This window comes from Aminobacter sp. BE322, from assembly GCF_050433525.1.
GTDB lineage: Bacteria > Pseudomonadota > Alphaproteobacteria > Rhizobiales > Rhizobiaceae > Aminobacter.
In genome coordinates this window covers 62,175-77,138 of sequence record NZ_JBNPXB010000006.1, presented here as the reverse complement: position 1 = coordinate 77,138, position 14,964 = coordinate 62,175, and the positions used below count along the sequence as shown (strand labels likewise).

The window sequence follows — 14,964 nt, the reverse complement described above, 5'->3', positions numbered from 1 at the left end:
GTTAGAACGATGCTGCAGCCAAAGCGCACAAAGTTCCGTAAGCAGTTCAAGGGCCGCATCCACGGTACCGCGAAGGGTGGCACCAACCTGGATTTCGGCGGCTTCGGACTGAAGGCGCTTGAGCCGAACCGCGTCACCGCGCGTGAGATCGAGGCGGCCCGCCGCGCGATCACCCGCGAAATGAAGCGTCAGGGTCGCGTCTGGATCCGTATTTTCCCGGACCTGCCCGTCACCTCGAAGCCGACCGAAGTCCGCATGGGTAAGGGTAAGGGCGCGGTCGACTACTGGGCCTGCCGTATCAAGCCGGGCCGCGTGATGTTCGAGATCGACGGCGTTTCCGAGGAAGTGGCTCGCGAGGCCCTGCGCCTCGGCGCCGCCAAGCTCTCGGTCAGGACGCGCTTCGTTCAGCGCATCGCAGAATAAGGAAGGGCTGATCATGAAAGCCTCGGACATCAGGACGAAGACCCAGGACCAGCTCTCCGACGAGCTCGCCTCCCTCAAGAAGGAGCAGTTCAACCTGCGCTTCCAGAAGGCGACCGGTCAGCTGGAAAAGACGGCGCGCGTGAAGCAGGTCCGCAAGGACATCGCGCGCATCAAGACGATCGCCGCCGAAAAGTCGGCCGGCAAGAAGGCTTAAGGACGAAAACCATGCCAAAGCGCATCCTGCAGGGTACGGTCGTCAGCGACAAGAACGAGAAGACGGTGGTCGTCAAGGTCGAGCGTCGCTTCACGCACCCGGTGATGAAGAAGACCGTGCGTATGTCGAAGAACTACAAGGCGCACGACGAGAACAACGCCCACAAGGTCGGCGACACCGTGTTCATCCAGGAGTCGAAGCCGATCTCCAAGGACAAGCGCTGGGTCGTCGTGTCTTCGGACCAGGCGTAATAACGAACGAATTTTGGACAAGCCGGGGAGGGCGGTAGCCCATCCCGTTAGAGAAGAAGAAGGCGGCCAGTCATGATTCAGATGCAAACAAACCTCGACGTCGCGGATAATTCCGGCGCGCGTCGTGTCATGTGCATCAAGGTGCTGGGCGGCTCGAAGCGGAAGTACGCCTCCGTCGGCGACATCATCGTGGTGTCGATCAAGGAAGCCATTCCGCGCGGCCGCGTTAAGAAGGGTGACGTGATGAAGGCGGTCGTGGTTCGCACGGCCAAGGACATCCGTCGTCCGGACGGCAGCGTGATCCGTTTCGACAAGAACGCGGCCGTTCTCGTCGACAACAAGAAAGAACCGATCGGCACGCGTATCTTCGGGCCGGTTCCGCGCGAGCTTCGCGCCAAGAACCACATGAAGATCATCTCGCTCGCGCCCGAAGTGCTGTAAGGAGCCGGTAAAATGCAGAAGATCCGTAAAGGCGACAAGGTTGTCGTTCTGACCGGCAAGGATAAGGGCCGCACCGGCGAGGTGCTGGCAGTCCAGCCGAAGGAAGACACCGCGCTCGTCCGCGGCGTGAACATGATCCGCCGCCACCAGAAGCAGTCCCAGTCCCAAGAGGGCGGGATCATCACCAAGGAAGCGCCGATCAACCTGTCGAACATCGCGCTCGCTGACCCCAAGGACGGCAAGCCGACCCGCGTCGGTTTCCAGATCCAGAAGGACGGCAAGAAGGTGCGTGTCGCCAAGCGTTCGGGAGAAGTCATCAATGGCTAAGGCAACCAACGAGCCCCGCCTGAAGAAGGTCTACAAGGAGACCATCCGCAAGGCGCTGCAGGAGCAGTTCAAGTACGAGAACGAGATGCAGATTCCGCGCATCGACAAGATCGTGCTGAACATGGGTGTCGGCGAAGCCACGGCGGATTCGAAGAAGCCGTCCGTCGCCGCCGAGGACCTCGCCATGATCGCCGGCCAGAAGCCGGTCGTGACCCGCGCCCGCAAGTCGATCGCCGGCTTCAAGGTGCGCGAGAACATGCCGATCGGCGCCAAGGTGACGCTCCGCCAGGAGCGCATGTACGAGTTCCTGGACCGTCTCGTGAACATCGCGCTGCCGCGCGTTCGCGACTTCCGCGGCCTGAACCCGAAGAGCTTTGACGGCCGTGGCAACTACGCCATGGGCATCAAGGAGCACATCGTGTTCCCCGAGATCAACTACGACAAGGTCGACCAGATCTGGGGTATGGACATCATCGTTTGCACGACCGCCAAGACGGATGACGAAGCCCGGGCTCTGCTCAAGGCTTTCAACTTCCCCTTCCGGCAGTAACGGCAGCGAGCAAAGGAAAAATCTGAAATGGCAAAGACCAGCTCAGTCGAAAAGAACAACCGGCGCCGCAAGCTTGTGGACCAGTACGCTGCCAAGCGTAAGGCCCTCAAGGAAATCGTCATGGATCAGTCGAAGCCGATCGAGGAACGCTTCCGCGCGCAGCTCAAGCTGTCGGCGCTGCCGCGCAACTCGGCCAAGATCCGTATCCGCAACCGCTGCGAAGTCACCGGCCGTCCGCGCGCCTACTATCGCAAGCTGAAGATGTCGCGCGTCGCGCTGCGCGACCTTGGCTCGACGGGCAAGATCCCGGGCCTGGTCAAGTCGAGCTGGTAAGGAGCATTTGATATGTCTTTGAGTGATCCTCTCGGCGATATGCTGACCCGCATCCGCAACGCCTATGGCCGCAAGAAGTCGACCGTGTCGACGCCTGCGTCCAGGCTGCGCGCCCGCGTTCTCGACGTGCTGAAGGCGGAAGGCTACATCCGCGACTACAGCCAGACCGACTTCGGCAACGGCAAGTCCGAGATCGAAATCGAGCTGAAGTACTTCGACGGCCAGCCGGTGATCCGCGAGATTTCGCGCGTCTCCAAGCCGGGCCGCCGCGTCTACGTCTCGTCCAAGTCGATTCCGCCGGTCGCCAATGGCCTGGGCATCTCGATCCTTTCGACCCCGAAGGGCGTGATGGCCGACCACGAGGCGCGCGAACAGAACGTCGGCGGGGAAATCCTCTGCCAGATCTTCTGATCTGCGTAGGCTGAAAAAAGAAAGGCACGAGGACTATGTCTCGTATTGGCAAGAAACCCGTTCAGCTTCCGCAGGGCGTAACCGCTTCCGTCAACGGCCAGACCGTGACGGCGAAGGGCCCGAAGGGCGAGCTGAAGTTCGTGGTCAACGACGAAGTGCTGGTCAAGATGGAGGACGGCGAGATTTCCGTCCAGCCGCGCGACCAGTCGAAGGACGCGCGCTCCAAGTGGGGCATGTCGCGCACCCAGATCGTCAACATCCTGACCGGTGTTAAGGACGGCTTCGAAAAGAAGCTCGAGATCACCGGTGTCGGTTATCGTGCGGCGCTCCAGGGCAAGAACCTGCAGCTGGCCCTTGGCTTCAGCCACGACGTCGTCTACCAGACGCCGGAAGGCATCACCATCACGGTGCCGAAGCCGACCGAAATCGTGGTCAACGGCATCGACAAGCAGCAGGTCGGCCAGGTCGCTGCCGAGATCCGCGAATACCGCGGCCCCGAGCCCTACAAGGGCAAGGGTGTTCGCTATGCAGGCGAGAAGATCGTCCGCAAAGAAGGCAAGAAGAAGTAACGCCGCGGTGCGTGGTCGCGGGAGGCCTTCGGGCCTACCGCACATGGCCACCCCGGACTTTCAGGCAAGGAAAGAACTATGGCTTCCAAGGAAACCACCCTGCGCCGCTCGGCGCGCGTCCGTCGCCAGATCAAGGCGGTCTCGAACGGCCGTCCGCGTCTGTCGGTGCATCGCACCTCGAAGAACATCTACGTGCAGATCATCGACGATTCGCGCGGTCACACCGTCGTCGCTGCATCGACCCTCGAGAAGGATCTCAAGGGCTCGCTGAAGACCGGCGCCGATATCGCCGCTGCAACCGCCGTCGGCAAGCTGATCGCAGAGCGTGCGGCCCAGGCCGGTGTCAAGGACGTGGTCTTCGATCGCGGCGCCTACATCTATCACGGCCGCGTCAAGGCGCTGGCCGAAGCGGCCCGCGAGGGCGGCCTGAACTTCTGACGCAGCCATTCGGCGCAGCGCGTGACGCTGCGCCGCATATCTGCCCAGTTGCAATAAATCCGGCGACGCTATAGACGCCGGATTTGTCGTTTTAACCCCGTGCTTCCGGAAAAGAACAAGGACAGGAATATGGCACAAGAACGTAGGGACGGCGGCCGCGATCGCGAGCGCAGCCGTGACCGTGAAGAGCGCGACAGCGAATTCGTCGACAAGCTCGTTCACATCAACCGCGTCGCCAAGGTCGTCAAGGGCGGCCGGCGTTTCGGCTTCGCAGCGCTCGTCGTCGTCGGCGACCAGAAGGGCCGCGTCGGCTTCGGTCATGGCAAGGCGCGCGAAGTGCCGGAAGCCATCCGCAAGGCCACCGAGTCGGCCAAGCGCGACATGATCTTCGTGCCGCTCCGCTCGGGCCGCACGCTGCACCATGACGTCGAAGGCCGTTGGGGCGCAGGCCGCGTTCTGCTGCGTTCGGCCAAGCAGGGTACCGGTATCATCGCCGGCGGCCCGATGCGCGCCGTCTTCGAGACGCTCGGCATGCACGACGTCGTCGCCAAGTCGATGGGTTCGTCGAACCCGTACAACATGGTTCGTGCGACCTTCGATGCGCTGAAGAGCCAGATGCATCCGAAGGATGTGGCTGCGCAGCGCGGCATCAAGTACTCGACGCTTCAGGCCCGCCGCGGTTCCGCGGTCGCGGCGGAAGAATAGTCGCTGGGACCAGGGGATCTAGACCATGGCCAAGAAAGCAACCAAGACCATCACCGTCGAGCAGATCGGCAGCCCGATCCGCCGGCCGAAGGAGCAGCGTGCCACGCTGGTCGGCCTCGGCCTCAACAAGATGCATCGCAAGCGCACCCTGGAGGACACTCCTTCGGTTCGCGGCATGATCGCTGCTGTGCAGCACCTCGTCCGCGTCGTGGACGAGGCCTAAGCCGAGCGCAGGAGACAGGATATGAAACTCAACGATCTGCGTGACAACTCCGGCGCGACCCATTCGAAGAAGCGCCTGGGCCGTGGCATCGGCTCGGGCTCCGGCAAGACCGGCGGCCGCGGCGTCAAGGGCCAGAAGTCCCGTTCGGGCGTGGCGATCAACGGCTTCGAGGGTGGCCAGATGCCGCTCTATCGCCGTTTGCCCAAGCGCGGCTTCAACAACATCTTCGCCAAGAGCTTCGTCACCGTGTCGCTGGCCCGCATCCAGGCCGCGATCGATGCCAAGAAGCTCGACGCGAAGGAAACCGTGAATGGCGAGGCACTCGTCAAGGCCGGCGTGATCCGCCGCGTCAAGGACGGCGTCCGGATCCTCGGCGACGGCGAGCTGAAGGCCAAGGTGGCCTTCGACGTGGCCGGCGCCTCCAAGCCGGCGATCGAGAAGATCGAGAAGGCCGGAGGATCGGTGAAGCTACCGGAAACGGCAGCTGCCGAGTAAAAGGTTTGCGAGCTGGCGGCGGTAGAGATACCGCCGCTTGCATGTTTACCGTCCGGAGCCTATTTCGTGGCTTCGGTGACTCACGCCGCGCCGGCTTGCGGCATGCGGCGTGACCAAGGGAGTGTCCTCTATGGCATCGGCTGCAGAACAACTTGCATCCAATCTGAATTTCGCAGCCTTCGCCAAGGCCGAAGATCTCAAGAAGCGCATCTGGTTTACGCTCGGCGCGCTGCTCGTCTATCGCCTCGGCACCTACATTCCGCTCCCGGGAATCAATCCCGACGCCTTCGCCCAGGCTTTCACCCAGCAGAGCCGCGGCGTCCTCGGCATCTTCAACATGTTCGCCGGCGGTGCCGTGCAGCGCATGGCGATCTTTGCCCTGGGCATCATGCCCTACATCTCCGCCTCCATCATCATGCAGCTCATGACGTCGGTCATCCCGTCGCTTGAAGCGCTGAAGAAGGAAGGCGAGGCGGGCCGCAAGATCATCAATCAGTACACCCGCTACGGCACGGTCCTTCTCGCACTCGTCCAGGCCTACGGCATTTCCGTCGGGCTCGAGAGCGGCAACGGCATCGTCGCCGATCCCGGCATGTTCTTCCGCGCCTCGACGGTCATCACGCTCGTCGGCGGCACCATGTTCCTGATGTGGCTCGGCGAGCAGATCACCGCCCGCGGCATCGGCAACGGCATTTCGCTCATCATCTTCGCCGGCATCGTCGCCGGCCTGCCGAACGCGATCAGCGGCACTCTGGAACTCGGCCGCACCGGCGCCCTGTCCACGGGCCTGATCCTGGCGATCATCGTGCTTGCGATCGTCCTGATCGCCGTGATCGTCTTCTTCGAGCGCGCCCAGCGCCGCCTGCTGATCCAGTATCCGAAGCGTCAGATCGGCAACCGCATGTTCCAGGGCGATACTTCGCACCTGCCGCTGAAGCTGAACACCTCCGGCGTGATTCCGCCGATCTTCGCCTCGTCGCTGCTCTTGCTGCCCGCGACCTTCGCCGGCTTCGCGAACACGACGACGCTGCCCGGCTGGGCGAGCGCGATCATGGCCGCCCTTGGCCACGGCCAGCCGCTCTACATGGCGCTCTATGCCGGCATGATCATCTTCTTCTCCTTCTTCTACACGGCGATCGTGTTCAATCCGAAGGACACGGCCGACCAGCTGAAGAAGCATTCCGGTTTCATCCCCGGATACCGTCCGGGTGAACGCACTGCCGAATACATCGACTATGTGCTGACACGCATCACCGTCATCGGCACCGCTTACCTCGTGGTCATCTGCTTGATCCCGGAGTTCCTGATTTCGTGGACGGGCGTGCCCTTCTACCTTGGTGGTACTTCGCTTCTCATCGTCGTCAATGTAACTCTCGACACGGTGGCGCAGATTCAGGGTCACCTGATCGCCCATCAGTATGAGGGTCTGATCAAGAAGTCGAAGCTCCGCGGAGGTAAGAGGGGAAGATGAGGCTGATATTGCTTGGACCGCCGGGGGCGGGCAAGGGGACGCAAGCACAGAGGCTGGTCGAAAAGCACGGCATACCTCAGCTTTCAACCGGTGACATGCTGCGTGCAGCCGTCGGAGCCAAGACGGAAGTTGGACTGCGCGCCAAGGCGGTGATGGATGCCGGCGGTCTGGTGTCCGACGAGATCGTCAACGCGATCGTCGCCGAGCGCATCGACCAGGATGATTGCGCCCGCGGTTTCATCCTCGACGGCTATCCGCGCACGCTGGCCCAGGCCGATGCCGTCGCCGACATGCTCGCCGAGCGTGGCATGCCGCTGGACGTGGTCGTCGAGCTCGTCGTCGACGACAAGGCGCTGGTCGGCCGAATCGTCAAGCGTGCCGAGGAGGCGAAGGCCGCCGGCCTTCCGCCGCGCAAGGATGACAATCCGGAAGTGTTCGACGAACGCCTGCGCGAGTACTACAAGAAGACCGCGCCGCTGATCGGCTACTACTATGCCAACGACCTGCTGAAGCAGGTCGACGGCATGGCCGAGATCGACAACGTGACCGCTCAGATCGACGCGGTCCTGGCGGATACGCTGCGCAATTAGCGCCTGGGGTCTTGACGGACGGGCCGATCCGGAGTATGGCGGCCCGTCTTCCATTCAGGCATGATTTTGCTTGCCCGTGAGGGCATGCATACGCATTGATACGGAAAACCCGCAAGGGCCGGCCTCCACCGGACGCGGGACAACTTGAAGCGCCGGCGCTGTCCGGCCCAAATGGAGTGAAAAGATGGCTCGTATAGCCGGCGTCAATATTCCGACCAACAAGCGCGTCGTGATCGCGCTTCAGTACATCCACGGCATTGGCAAGAAGTTCGCCCAGGAGATCATCGAGAAGGTGGGTATCCCGGCCGAGCGTCGCGTCAACCAGCTGACCGACGCCGAAGTTCTGGCGATCCGCGAGACGATCGACCGCGACTATCAGGTCGAAGGCGATCTGCGCCGCGAAGTTTCGATCAACATCAAGCGTCTGATGGACCTCGGCTGCTACCGCGGCCTGCGTCACCGTCGTTCGCTGCCGGTGCGCGGTCAGCGCACGCACACCAACGCCCGCACCCGCAAGGGGCCGGCCAAGGCGATTGCCGGCAAGAAGAAGTAAGGTTTTCCCGGCGGGTTTCGGCCCGCCGGTTTCGCCTTTTGGGCGGGTGTTTGGCCTGGCACCTTAAATGCAGGCTGGTGTAGCCGCTGGCGTTACGGCGGTGAAGAGATCAACTGAAAGGACTACCATGGCCAAGGAAGCCGGTCGCGTTCGTCGTCGCGAACGCAAGAACATCTCGTCGGGCGTTGCCCACGTCAATTCGACCTTCAACAACACAATGATCACCATCTCCGACGCGCAGGGCAACGCGATTGCCTGGTCGTCGGCCGGTGCCCAGGGCTTCAAGGGTTCGCGCAAGTCGACCCCGTTCGCAGCCCAGATGGCTGCCGAAGATGCTGCCAAGAAGGCTCAGGAGCACGGCATGCGCACCCTCGAGGTCGAGGTGTGCGGACCCGGTTCCGGTCGTGAGTCGGCGCTGCGCGCGCTCCAGGCTGCGGGTTTCACCATCACGTCGATCCGCGACGTGACGCCGATCCCGCACAATGGCTGCCGCCCGCGCAAGAAGCGTCGCGTCTAAGCACATTTCACCGCCGCACGGCGCCCAGGCGCTCGTCTGCGGCTTCCAGTTCGCTCGCCACGATTGGATGGTGGCGGGGTATCGGAAGGAAGCGAATATGATCCAGAAAAACTGGCAGGAACTGATCAAGCCGAACAAGATCGAGTTCTCGTCAAAGAACAAGACCCTGACCACGCTGGTGGCCGAACCGCTGGAACGTGGTTTCGGCCTGACGCTGGGCAACGCGCTGCGTCGCGTGCTGCTGTCGTCGCTGCGCGGCGCTGCCGTCACCGCCGTCCAGATCGACGGCGTGCTGCACGAGTTCTCCTCGATCGGCGGCGTGCGTGAGGACGTCACCGACATCGTGCTCAACATCAAGGAAATCGCCATCCGCATGGAAGGCGATGGTCCGAAGCGCATGGTCGTTCGCAAGCAGGGCCCCGGTGCCGTGCTCGCCGGCGACATCCAGACCGTCGGCGACGTCGAGATCCTGAACCCGGATCACGTCATCTGCACCCTCGACGAGGGCGCCGAGATCCGCATGGAGTTCACGGTCGACACCGGCAAGGGCTACGTGCCCGCCGAGCGCAACCGCGCCGAAGACGCCCCGATCGGCCTCATCCCGGTCGACAACCTGTACTCGCCGGTCAAGAAGGTTTCGTACAAGGTCGAAAACACCCGCGAGGGCCAGGTTCTCGACTACGACAAGCTGACGATGACCATCGAGACCGACGGTTCGATCACGGGCGAAGACGCGGTGGCCTTTGCCGCGCGCATCCTCCAGGACCAGCTCGCGCTGTTCGTCAACTTCGAGGAGCCGCAGAAGGAAACCGCGGCTGAGGCCGTCACCGAGCTCGCCTTCAACCCGGCGCTGCTCAAGAAGGTCGACGAGCTCGAGCTTTCGGTCCGTTCGGCCAACTGCCTCAAGAACGACAACATCGTCTACATCGGCGACCTGATCCAGAAGACGGAAGCCGAGATGCTGCGTACGCCGAACTTCGGCCGCAAGTCGCTCAACGAGATCAAGGAAGTCCTGGCCGCGATGGGGCTGCACCTCGGCATGGAAGTGCCGGACTGGCCGCCGGAAAACATCGAAGACCTCGCCAAGCGTTACGAAGATCAATACTGAGGCCCAGGCCTCTAGAACCAGACCCAAAGGAGAAGAACCATGCGCCATGGATTTGCCGGCCGCCGGTTCAGCCGCAGTGCAAGCCACCGCAAGGCGATGTTTGCGAACCTCGCCGTTTCGCTGCTCGAGCATGAGCAGATCGTCACCACCCTGCCGAAGGCGAAGGACCTGCGTCCGATCGTCGAGAAGCTGATCACCCTCGGCAAGCGTGGCGACCTGCACGCTCGCCGTCAGGTCATCGCCCAGATCGGCAACGAGCACGTCGTCAAGCGCCTGTTCGACACGATCGCTCCGCGCTACGCCCAGCGTCACGGCGGCTACCTGCGCATCATGAAGGCGGGCTTCCGCCATGGCGACAACGCGCCGCTCGCGGTCATCGAGTTCGTCGATCGCGACACCTCGGCCAAGGGCGCCGGCGACCGCGTTCGCCTCGAGGCTGAAGCTGCGAACGAAGCCGAAGCCGCTTGATCGGGCATCTGCCTGACGCGAACTGACCGAAGGGGCCCTTGCGGCCCCTTTTGTTTTGGGCCGATGGCGATGGCTTCAGCAGTCCTTCCGCAAGATTTGCCAAGTGCGCGGAAAATCGCGACTTCGCGGCCTCTGCAGCCTTTCATTTTGCACAATCGTCGGAACAATGGCGGCAACAAGCTTTGGAGGATTCGCGATGCGCGCGAAACGACTTTCCCTGCTCCTGCTGTGCGGCTGGATGGCGGTCGCGGGGGCAGCCACGGCCCAGGAGGCCGCCAAGCCGGCTGAGGACCCGGGCCTCTCGGATGTGCTGACCGATCTGCTGAGCGGCGGCAAGGGCGACGGCTCCGCCACGCCGGGGCCGGACCGCCGGGTGCCGTTCGGCCGCGAGGAGATGCAGCTGTCCTTCGCGCCGCTGGTCAAGGACACCGCCGCGGCCGTGGTCAACGTCTACGCCTCGCAGCAGGCCAAGGTGCGCTCGCCTTTCGAAGGCGACCCGTTCTTCGAACAGTTCTTCGGCCGCGCCGCGCCGCGCCAGCGCTCGTCGCTCGGTTCGGGCGTCATGGTCGATGCGAGCGGCATCGTCGTCACCAACAACCACGTGGTGCAGGACGCCGACCAGGTGAAGGTGGCGCTCTCGGACGGCCGCGAGTTCACGAGCAAGATCCTGCTCAAGGACGAGACGCTCGACCTCGCGGTGCTGAAGATCGATTCGGACAAGCCGTTCCCGACCGTGCCGATCGGCGATTCGGATGCGCTGCAGGTCGGCGACCTGGTGCTTGCCATCGGCAATCCGTTCGGCGTCGGGCAGACGACCACCAGCGGCATCGTCTCGGCGCTGGCACGCACCCATATCGGCGTCGCCGATTCCAGCTTCTTCATCCAGACCGATGCCGCCATCAATCCCGGCAATTCGGGCGGCGCGCTCATCAACATGGGCGGCCAGCTCGTCGGCATCAACACCGCCATCTTCAGCCGCGGCGGCGGTTCGATCGGCATCGGCTTTGCAATTCCGTCCAACATGGTGCGGGCCTTCACCGACGCCGCGAAGAGCGGCGCGCAGTTCTTCGAGCGACCCTTCGTTGGAGCGACCTTCGAACCCGTGACGCCGCAGATCGCCGAATCGCTTGGCATGGATCATCCCACGGGGGCCCTGATCTCGTCCGTCGACGACAACGGACCGGCGGCGCGCGCCGGGCTCAAGCCCGGTGACGTGGTGCTGGCCTTCAACGGCAAGGCCGTGGAGCACATGGAAGCGCTCGACTACCGCATGGCCACGCAGCCGATCGGCGGCAAGGCGACGCTGCAGGTGTTGAGCAAGGGCGAGGAGAAGGCGGTCGAGGTCGCGCTCGAGCGCGCTCCCGAGGGCACCAGCGCCAACGAGGTCCTGCTGCGCGGGCGCAGCCCCTTCGCAGGCGCCAAGGTGGCGGAGCTTTCGCCGCGCCTGGCGCAGCGGCTGCGCGTCTCCAGTGGAACCAAGGGCGTGGTGATCGTCGATGTCGACGGCGGCTCGCCCGCCGCCGGCTTCGGCTTCAGGCGAGGCGACATCGTCCGCGAGCTCAACGGCGAAGAGATCGCCACCGCACAGCAGCTGAAGCAGCTCTCCGAGGAGGATTCGCGCTGGTGGCGGTTCACCGTCGAGCGCGATGGCCGCGTCATGCGGCAGATGCTGCGCTACTGACGGTGCTATGATCCGGAATCATGTCAGGCACCGTCATCTGGGCAGGCCATAGCCACGAGATCGGGAGGGCGGCACAGTGAGTTCCCTCTTCGACGACGCTGCGCCGCGACCGCTGGCGGAGACGCTTCGCCCGCAGCGCCTTTCCGAGGTCATCGGGCAGGACCATCTGCTCGGCGCCGACGGGCCCATCGGGCGCATGGTGAAGTCGCGCAAGGTTTCGTCCTTCATCCTCTGGGGACCGCCTGGCGTCGGCAAGACGACGATCGCGCGGCTGGTCGCCAAGGAAGTCGGCCTCGACTTCGTGCAGCTTTCGGCCGTGCTTTCCGGCGTCGCCGACCTGCGCAAGGTGGTCGAGGCCGCCCGCCAGCTCCGCGGCGGGGCAGGGCGGCAGACGGTCGTGTTCGTGGACGAACTGCATCGCTTCAATCGCACCACCCAGGATGCGCTGCTGCCGCATGTCGAGGATGGCACCATCGTGCTGATCGGGGCGACCACGGAAAACCCGAGCTTCAGCCTGGTTGCGGCACTTCTGTCGCGCGCCAAGGTCTACACGCTCCGCCGCTTCGAGAAGGAGGATCTGGCGATCCTTGCCGCGAGGGCCGAGGCGCACACCGGCAAGAAGCTGCCGCTCGACGACACTGCCCGTGACGCCCTGCTCACCATGGCCGACGGCGACGGGCGCTATCTCATCGGGCTGTGCGAGGAACTGTTCGCGCTGCCGGCGGGCAGCATACTCGACGTCGGCGGACTGGCCGAAGCGGTGCAGAAGCGTGCGCCCGTCTACGACAAGGGCCAGGAAGAGCACTACAACCTGCTGAGCTGCTTCCATAAAAGCCTGCGCGGCAGCGACGTGCAGGCCGCCCTCTACTGGGCAGCGCGCATGGTGGTCGGCGGCGAGGATCCCGGCACCATCTTCCGTCGCCTTGCCTGCGCAGCCTCCGAGGACGTCGGCATGGCCGATCCCCAGGCGCTGCAGCAGGTCGTCGCTGCCTGGACCGCGTTCGAACGCGTCGGCTGGCCCGAAGGGCGGCTGTTCATGGCCCAGGCGATCACCTATGTGGCGACCGCCCCGAAATCGAACGCGTCCTACATGGGCTTCAACCAGGCCATTGCGCTGGCCCAGCAGACGGGATCGCCGGCGCCGCCGAAGCACATCCTGAACGCGCCGACCAAGCTGATGAAGGACCTCGGCTACCACGAGGGCTACCGCTACGATCACGACTATCCGGACGCCTTCTCGGGCCAGGAATTCATGCCCGATGAGTTCGCCGGACCCAATCGCCGGGAATTCTACGTGCCCAACGAGCGCGGCTTCGAACGGGACGTCAAGAAGCGGCTCGACTACTGGGCGAAGCTGCGAGCCGATCGCAAGGACTAGGCTCGCACGCCGGTCGATGCTTTTTCGGCACTTCACGTTTAGTTGCGAAAAAATTATTGCAAAAAAATGCAATCATATATATCTCATCGTCGACGCGATAACGCCGTCGACGACTTCAAGAGGATGTATGATGAAGCAGGTGACCGACAAGCTCTGGATCTCGGGACAGCCGTCCGATGCGGATTTGGTGGCAGCCGGCGGGGCTGGCATTCGCAAGATCATCAATAACCGCCCGGCCAATGAGGAGCCGGGTCAGGCAACCATGTCCGAGGCGGCGGACCGGGCCGGGCAGCTGGGCATGGAGTTCGTCAACATCCCGGTGGCGCCGGGACGCTACTCGCTGGAAGCCGTGCGTGCCTTCCAGGCTGCCGTCGCCGATGCAGGCGGTCCGGTTCTGGCTCACTGCAAGTCCGCGACGCGCTCGCTGTCGCTCTGGGCGATCGGCGAGGTGCTCGATGGCCGCCTCGATACGGGCGACCTCGATGGGTTGGGTTCGCGGCTGGGCATCAACCTGGCCGGCGCCAAGGACTGGCTGCGCGACAATTCCTGACGATTTTCGAGTTCAAGACAAAGGGATGGGGCTGAATATGTCCATGAAACCCGAGGTTACCGCCTTCTTCGATCCGCGCACCTTCTCGGTGCAATATGTCGTTGCCGATCCGGCCACCGGGAAATGCGCGATCATCGATCCGGTGCTCGATTTCGACGAGAAGTCGGGCTCGACGGCGACCACCAATGCCGACCGCATCCTCGATTTCGTCGAAGAGCGTGGCCTGACGGTTGAGTGGATACTCGATACCCATCCCCACGCCGACCACTTTTCGTCCGCCCGCTATCTGAAGTCCAGGACGGGCGCGCCGACGGCGATCGGCGAGCGCGTCGTCGACGTCCAGAAGCTCTGGAAGGGCATCTACAACTGGCCGGACCTGGCCGACGACGGTTCGCAGTGGGACAAGCTGTTTGCCGAAGGCGAAGCGTTCTCGATCGGAGAAATTCCGGCAAGGGTGCTGTTTTCGCCGGGACACACGCTCGCCTCGATCACCTATCTCGTCGGCGACGCGGCCTTCGTGCACGACACGATGTTCATGCCGGACAGCGGAACGGCGCGCGCCGACTTTCCGGGCGGCAGCGCCAGGCGGCTCTGGCAGTCCATCCAGCAGATCCTGGAATTGCCCGGCGATACCCGGCTGTTCACCGGCCACGACTATCAGCCCGGCGGGCGCGAGCCGAGATGGGAAAGCACGGTCGCCGAGCAGAAAGCGCGCAACACGCACGTCTCCAAATGCGCGTCGGAAGCGGATTTCGTAGCCGTCCGCGAGGCGCGCGACAGCACCCTGCCGATGCCGAAGCTCATTCTCCACGCCCTGCAGATCAACATCAACGGCGGACGCCTGCCCGAACCGGAAGCCAACGGCAAGCGCTACCTGAAATTCCCGCTCGATGCTCTCGAGGGCGCCAACTGGGGTTAGGACCATGCAACAGGAACCGACAGTGCCGGTATCGGATCTGCTCGAGCGGGCAGGAGAGGCTTCGGAGTTCCTGAAGAAGCTCGCCAACCCGAACCGGCTGATGATCGCCTGCTCCCTCGCCGATGGCGAGCGTTCGGTGCGCGAGCTCGAAGACAGCCTCGGCATCAGGCAGCCCGGGCTGTCCCAGCAGATCGCCGAACTGCGCGACGCCGGGCTGATCATCGGTCGCAAGGAATCGAAATCCGTCTTCTACCGGCTCGCCGATGAGCGGGTGAGGGCAGTCGTGACCTTGCTCTACCGCCTGTTCTGCGATCCGGGCGCGGAAGCCACCGCAATCGAAAGCCGATGA

The 14,964-nt window shown here is 63.7% G+C and carries 24 protein-coding genes; all 24 read left to right on the top strand.

Translation table 11 applies throughout. From position 1 onward, the window contains the following. Window positions 1-9: 9 nt before the first annotated feature. The 24 genes from rplP to J2X50_RS11380 all read left to right on the top strand — a co-directional run bounded on the left by rplP (window position 10) and on the right by J2X50_RS11380 (window position 14,964). Window positions 10-423 (top strand): 50S ribosomal protein L16, encoded by a 414-nt coding sequence (gene rplP / locus J2X50_RS11495; RefSeq protein ID WP_018427848.1) that lies wholly within the window; start codon window positions 10-12, stop codon window positions 421-423. Window positions 424-436: 13 nt separating this feature from the next. After that, the gene (gene rpmC, locus J2X50_RS11490; RefSeq protein WP_340039532.1) at window positions 437-637 is read left to right on the top strand and encodes a 50S ribosomal protein L29; all 201 of its coding nucleotides are present in this window, start codon (window positions 437-439) and stop codon (window positions 635-637) included. An 11-nt stretch (window positions 638-648) separates the two neighbouring features. Next, window positions 649-888: a 30S ribosomal protein S17 gene (gene rpsQ, locus J2X50_RS11485; RefSeq protein ID WP_018427850.1), complete on the top strand. Its 240-nt coding sequence runs from the start codon at window positions 649-651 to the stop codon at window positions 886-888. A 72-nt stretch (window positions 889-960) separates the two neighbouring features. Continuing rightward, the gene (gene rplN / locus J2X50_RS11480) at window positions 961-1,329 is read left to right on the top strand and encodes a 50S ribosomal protein L14 (protein WP_006205457.1); all 369 of its coding nucleotides are present in this window, start codon (window positions 961-963) and stop codon (window positions 1,327-1,329) included. A gap of 12 nt (window positions 1,330-1,341) precedes the next feature. Continuing rightward, on the top strand, window positions 1,342-1,656 hold the full coding sequence (gene rplX, locus J2X50_RS11475; RefSeq protein WP_340039877.1) for a 50S ribosomal protein L24: 315 nt from the start codon (window positions 1,342-1,344) through the stop codon (window positions 1,654-1,656). Then, entirely contained in the window at window positions 1,649-2,206 is a 558-nt protein-coding gene (rplE, locus tag J2X50_RS11470; RefSeq protein ID WP_340039880.1) for a 50S ribosomal protein L5, read from the top strand. The genes rplX and rplE overlap by 8 nt, the downstream gene beginning before the upstream one ends. Before the next feature lie 27 nt (window positions 2,207-2,233). Beyond that, a complete protein-coding gene (rpsN, locus tag J2X50_RS11465; RefSeq protein ID WP_347966234.1) occupies window positions 2,234-2,539 on the top strand; it encodes a 30S ribosomal protein S14 in 306 nt (101 codons plus the stop codon). Between the two features lie 12 nt (window positions 2,540-2,551). After that, window positions 2,552-2,950 (top strand): 30S ribosomal protein S8, encoded by a 399-nt coding sequence (rpsH, locus tag J2X50_RS11460; protein ID WP_429094896.1) that lies wholly within the window; start codon window positions 2,552-2,554, stop codon window positions 2,948-2,950. 35 nt (window positions 2,951-2,985) lie between these two features. Continuing rightward, a complete protein-coding gene (rplF, locus tag J2X50_RS11455; protein ID WP_347966232.1) occupies window positions 2,986-3,519 on the top strand; it encodes a 50S ribosomal protein L6 in 534 nt (177 codons plus the stop codon). A 78-nt stretch (window positions 3,520-3,597) separates the two neighbouring features. Further along, entirely contained in the window at window positions 3,598-3,957 is a 360-nt protein-coding gene (gene rplR, locus J2X50_RS11450; protein ID WP_429094893.1) for a 50S ribosomal protein L18, read from the top strand. 129 nt (window positions 3,958-4,086) lie between these two features. Next, entirely contained in the window at window positions 4,087-4,662 is a 576-nt protein-coding gene (gene rpsE / locus J2X50_RS11445) for a 30S ribosomal protein S5 (RefSeq protein WP_340039889.1), read from the top strand. 25 nt (window positions 4,663-4,687) lie between these two features. Then, window positions 4,688-4,885, top strand: coding sequence for a 50S ribosomal protein L30 (gene rpmD / locus J2X50_RS11440; RefSeq protein ID WP_067961904.1), 198 nt, complete (start codon window positions 4,688-4,690; stop codon window positions 4,883-4,885). Between the two features lie 21 nt (window positions 4,886-4,906). After that, on the top strand, window positions 4,907-5,380 hold the full coding sequence (rplO, locus tag J2X50_RS11435) for a 50S ribosomal protein L15 (protein ID WP_347966230.1): 474 nt from the start codon (window positions 4,907-4,909) through the stop codon (window positions 5,378-5,380). 130 nt (window positions 5,381-5,510) lie between these two features. Next, a complete protein-coding gene (gene secY / locus J2X50_RS11430) occupies window positions 5,511-6,851 on the top strand; it encodes a preprotein translocase subunit SecY (RefSeq protein WP_429094890.1) in 1,341 nt (446 codons plus the stop codon). Further along, window positions 6,848-7,441, top strand: coding sequence for an adenylate kinase (locus J2X50_RS11425; RefSeq protein WP_347966228.1), 594 nt, complete (start codon window positions 6,848-6,850; stop codon window positions 7,439-7,441). The genes secY and J2X50_RS11425 overlap by 4 nt, the downstream gene beginning before the upstream one ends. 184 nt (window positions 7,442-7,625) lie before the next feature. Continuing rightward, entirely contained in the window at window positions 7,626-7,994 is a 369-nt protein-coding gene (rpsM, locus tag J2X50_RS11420) for a 30S ribosomal protein S13 (protein ID WP_018427862.1), read from the top strand. A gap of 127 nt (window positions 7,995-8,121) precedes the next feature. After that, entirely contained in the window at window positions 8,122-8,511 is a 390-nt protein-coding gene (gene rpsK / locus J2X50_RS11415; RefSeq protein WP_340039903.1) for a 30S ribosomal protein S11, read from the top strand. A gap of 97 nt (window positions 8,512-8,608) precedes the next feature. Beyond that, a complete protein-coding gene (locus J2X50_RS11410; protein WP_429094888.1) occupies window positions 8,609-9,619 on the top strand; it encodes a DNA-directed RNA polymerase subunit alpha in 1,011 nt (336 codons plus the stop codon). A gap of 39 nt (window positions 9,620-9,658) precedes the next feature. Next, window positions 9,659-10,087, top strand: a complete 429-nt coding sequence (rplQ, locus tag J2X50_RS11405; protein ID WP_340039908.1) for a 50S ribosomal protein L17 — start codon at window positions 9,659-9,661, stop codon at window positions 10,085-10,087. A gap of 196 nt (window positions 10,088-10,283) precedes the next feature. Further along, entirely contained in the window at window positions 10,284-11,768 is a 1,485-nt protein-coding gene (locus tag J2X50_RS11400; protein ID WP_429094886.1) for a DegQ family serine endoprotease, read from the top strand. A gap of 76 nt (window positions 11,769-11,844) precedes the next feature. After that, window positions 11,845-13,146 (top strand): replication-associated recombination protein A, encoded by a 1,302-nt coding sequence (locus J2X50_RS11395; protein ID WP_429094885.1) that lies wholly within the window; start codon window positions 11,845-11,847, stop codon window positions 13,144-13,146. Window positions 13,147-13,276: 130 nt separating this feature from the next. After that, window positions 13,277-13,696, top strand: coding sequence for a TIGR01244 family sulfur transferase (locus J2X50_RS11390; protein ID WP_429094883.1), 420 nt, complete (start codon window positions 13,277-13,279; stop codon window positions 13,694-13,696). A gap of 37 nt (window positions 13,697-13,733) precedes the next feature. Further along, window positions 13,734-14,615: an MBL fold metallo-hydrolase gene (locus J2X50_RS11385; RefSeq protein ID WP_429094881.1), complete on the top strand. Its 882-nt coding sequence runs from the start codon at window positions 13,734-13,736 to the stop codon at window positions 14,613-14,615. 4 nt (window positions 14,616-14,619) lie between these two features. Further along, complete coding sequence (locus J2X50_RS11380; protein WP_429094879.1) at window positions 14,620-14,964, top strand: ArsR/SmtB family transcription factor; 345 nt, start codon at window positions 14,620-14,622, stop codon at window positions 14,962-14,964.

Excerpts from the sequence above, each read along its gene's own strand:
- rplP (WP_018427848.1), top strand. The coding sequence starts at position 10 with ATGCTGCAGCCAAAGCGCACAAAGTTCCGTAAGCAGTTCAAGGGCCGC.
- rpmC (WP_340039532.1), top strand. The coding sequence starts at position 437 with ATGAAAGCCTCGGACATCAGGACGAAGACCCAGGACCAGCTCTCCGAC.
- rpsQ (WP_018427850.1), top strand. The coding sequence starts at position 649 with ATGCCAAAGCGCATCCTGCAGGGTACGGTCGTCAGCGACAAGAACGAG.
- rplN (WP_006205457.1), top strand. The coding sequence starts at position 961 with ATGATTCAGATGCAAACAAACCTCGACGTCGCGGATAATTCCGGCGCG.
- rplX (WP_340039877.1), top strand. The coding sequence starts at position 1,342 with ATGCAGAAGATCCGTAAAGGCGACAAGGTTGTCGTTCTGACCGGCAAG.
- rplE (WP_340039880.1), top strand. The coding sequence starts at position 1,649 with ATGGCTAAGGCAACCAACGAGCCCCGCCTGAAGAAGGTCTACAAGGAG.
- rpsN (WP_347966234.1), top strand. The coding sequence starts at position 2,234 with ATGGCAAAGACCAGCTCAGTCGAAAAGAACAACCGGCGCCGCAAGCTT.
- rpsH (WP_429094896.1), top strand. The coding sequence starts at position 2,552 with ATGTCTTTGAGTGATCCTCTCGGCGATATGCTGACCCGCATCCGCAAC.
- rplF (WP_347966232.1), top strand. The coding sequence starts at position 2,986 with ATGTCTCGTATTGGCAAGAAACCCGTTCAGCTTCCGCAGGGCGTAACC.
- rplR (WP_429094893.1), top strand. The coding sequence starts at position 3,598 with ATGGCTTCCAAGGAAACCACCCTGCGCCGCTCGGCGCGCGTCCGTCGC.
- rpsE (WP_340039889.1), top strand. The coding sequence starts at position 4,087 with ATGGCACAAGAACGTAGGGACGGCGGCCGCGATCGCGAGCGCAGCCGT.
- rpmD (WP_067961904.1), top strand. The coding sequence starts at position 4,688 with ATGGCCAAGAAAGCAACCAAGACCATCACCGTCGAGCAGATCGGCAGC.
- rplO (WP_347966230.1), top strand. The coding sequence starts at position 4,907 with ATGAAACTCAACGATCTGCGTGACAACTCCGGCGCGACCCATTCGAAG.
- secY (WP_429094890.1), top strand. The coding sequence starts at position 5,511 with ATGGCATCGGCTGCAGAACAACTTGCATCCAATCTGAATTTCGCAGCC.
- J2X50_RS11425 (WP_347966228.1), top strand. The coding sequence starts at position 6,848 with ATGAGGCTGATATTGCTTGGACCGCCGGGGGCGGGCAAGGGGACGCAA.
- rpsM (WP_018427862.1), top strand. The coding sequence starts at position 7,626 with ATGGCTCGTATAGCCGGCGTCAATATTCCGACCAACAAGCGCGTCGTG.
- rpsK (WP_340039903.1), top strand. The coding sequence starts at position 8,122 with ATGGCCAAGGAAGCCGGTCGCGTTCGTCGTCGCGAACGCAAGAACATC.
- J2X50_RS11410 (WP_429094888.1), top strand. The coding sequence starts at position 8,609 with ATGATCCAGAAAAACTGGCAGGAACTGATCAAGCCGAACAAGATCGAG.
- rplQ (WP_340039908.1), top strand. The coding sequence starts at position 9,659 with ATGCGCCATGGATTTGCCGGCCGCCGGTTCAGCCGCAGTGCAAGCCAC.
- J2X50_RS11400 (WP_429094886.1), top strand. The coding sequence starts at position 10,284 with ATGCGCGCGAAACGACTTTCCCTGCTCCTGCTGTGCGGCTGGATGGCG.
- J2X50_RS11390 (WP_429094883.1), top strand. The coding sequence starts at position 13,277 with ATGAAGCAGGTGACCGACAAGCTCTGGATCTCGGGACAGCCGTCCGAT.
- J2X50_RS11385 (WP_429094881.1), top strand. The coding sequence starts at position 13,734 with ATGTCCATGAAACCCGAGGTTACCGCCTTCTTCGATCCGCGCACCTTC.
- J2X50_RS11380 (WP_429094879.1), top strand. The coding sequence starts at position 14,620 with ATGCAACAGGAACCGACAGTGCCGGTATCGGATCTGCTCGAGCGGGCA.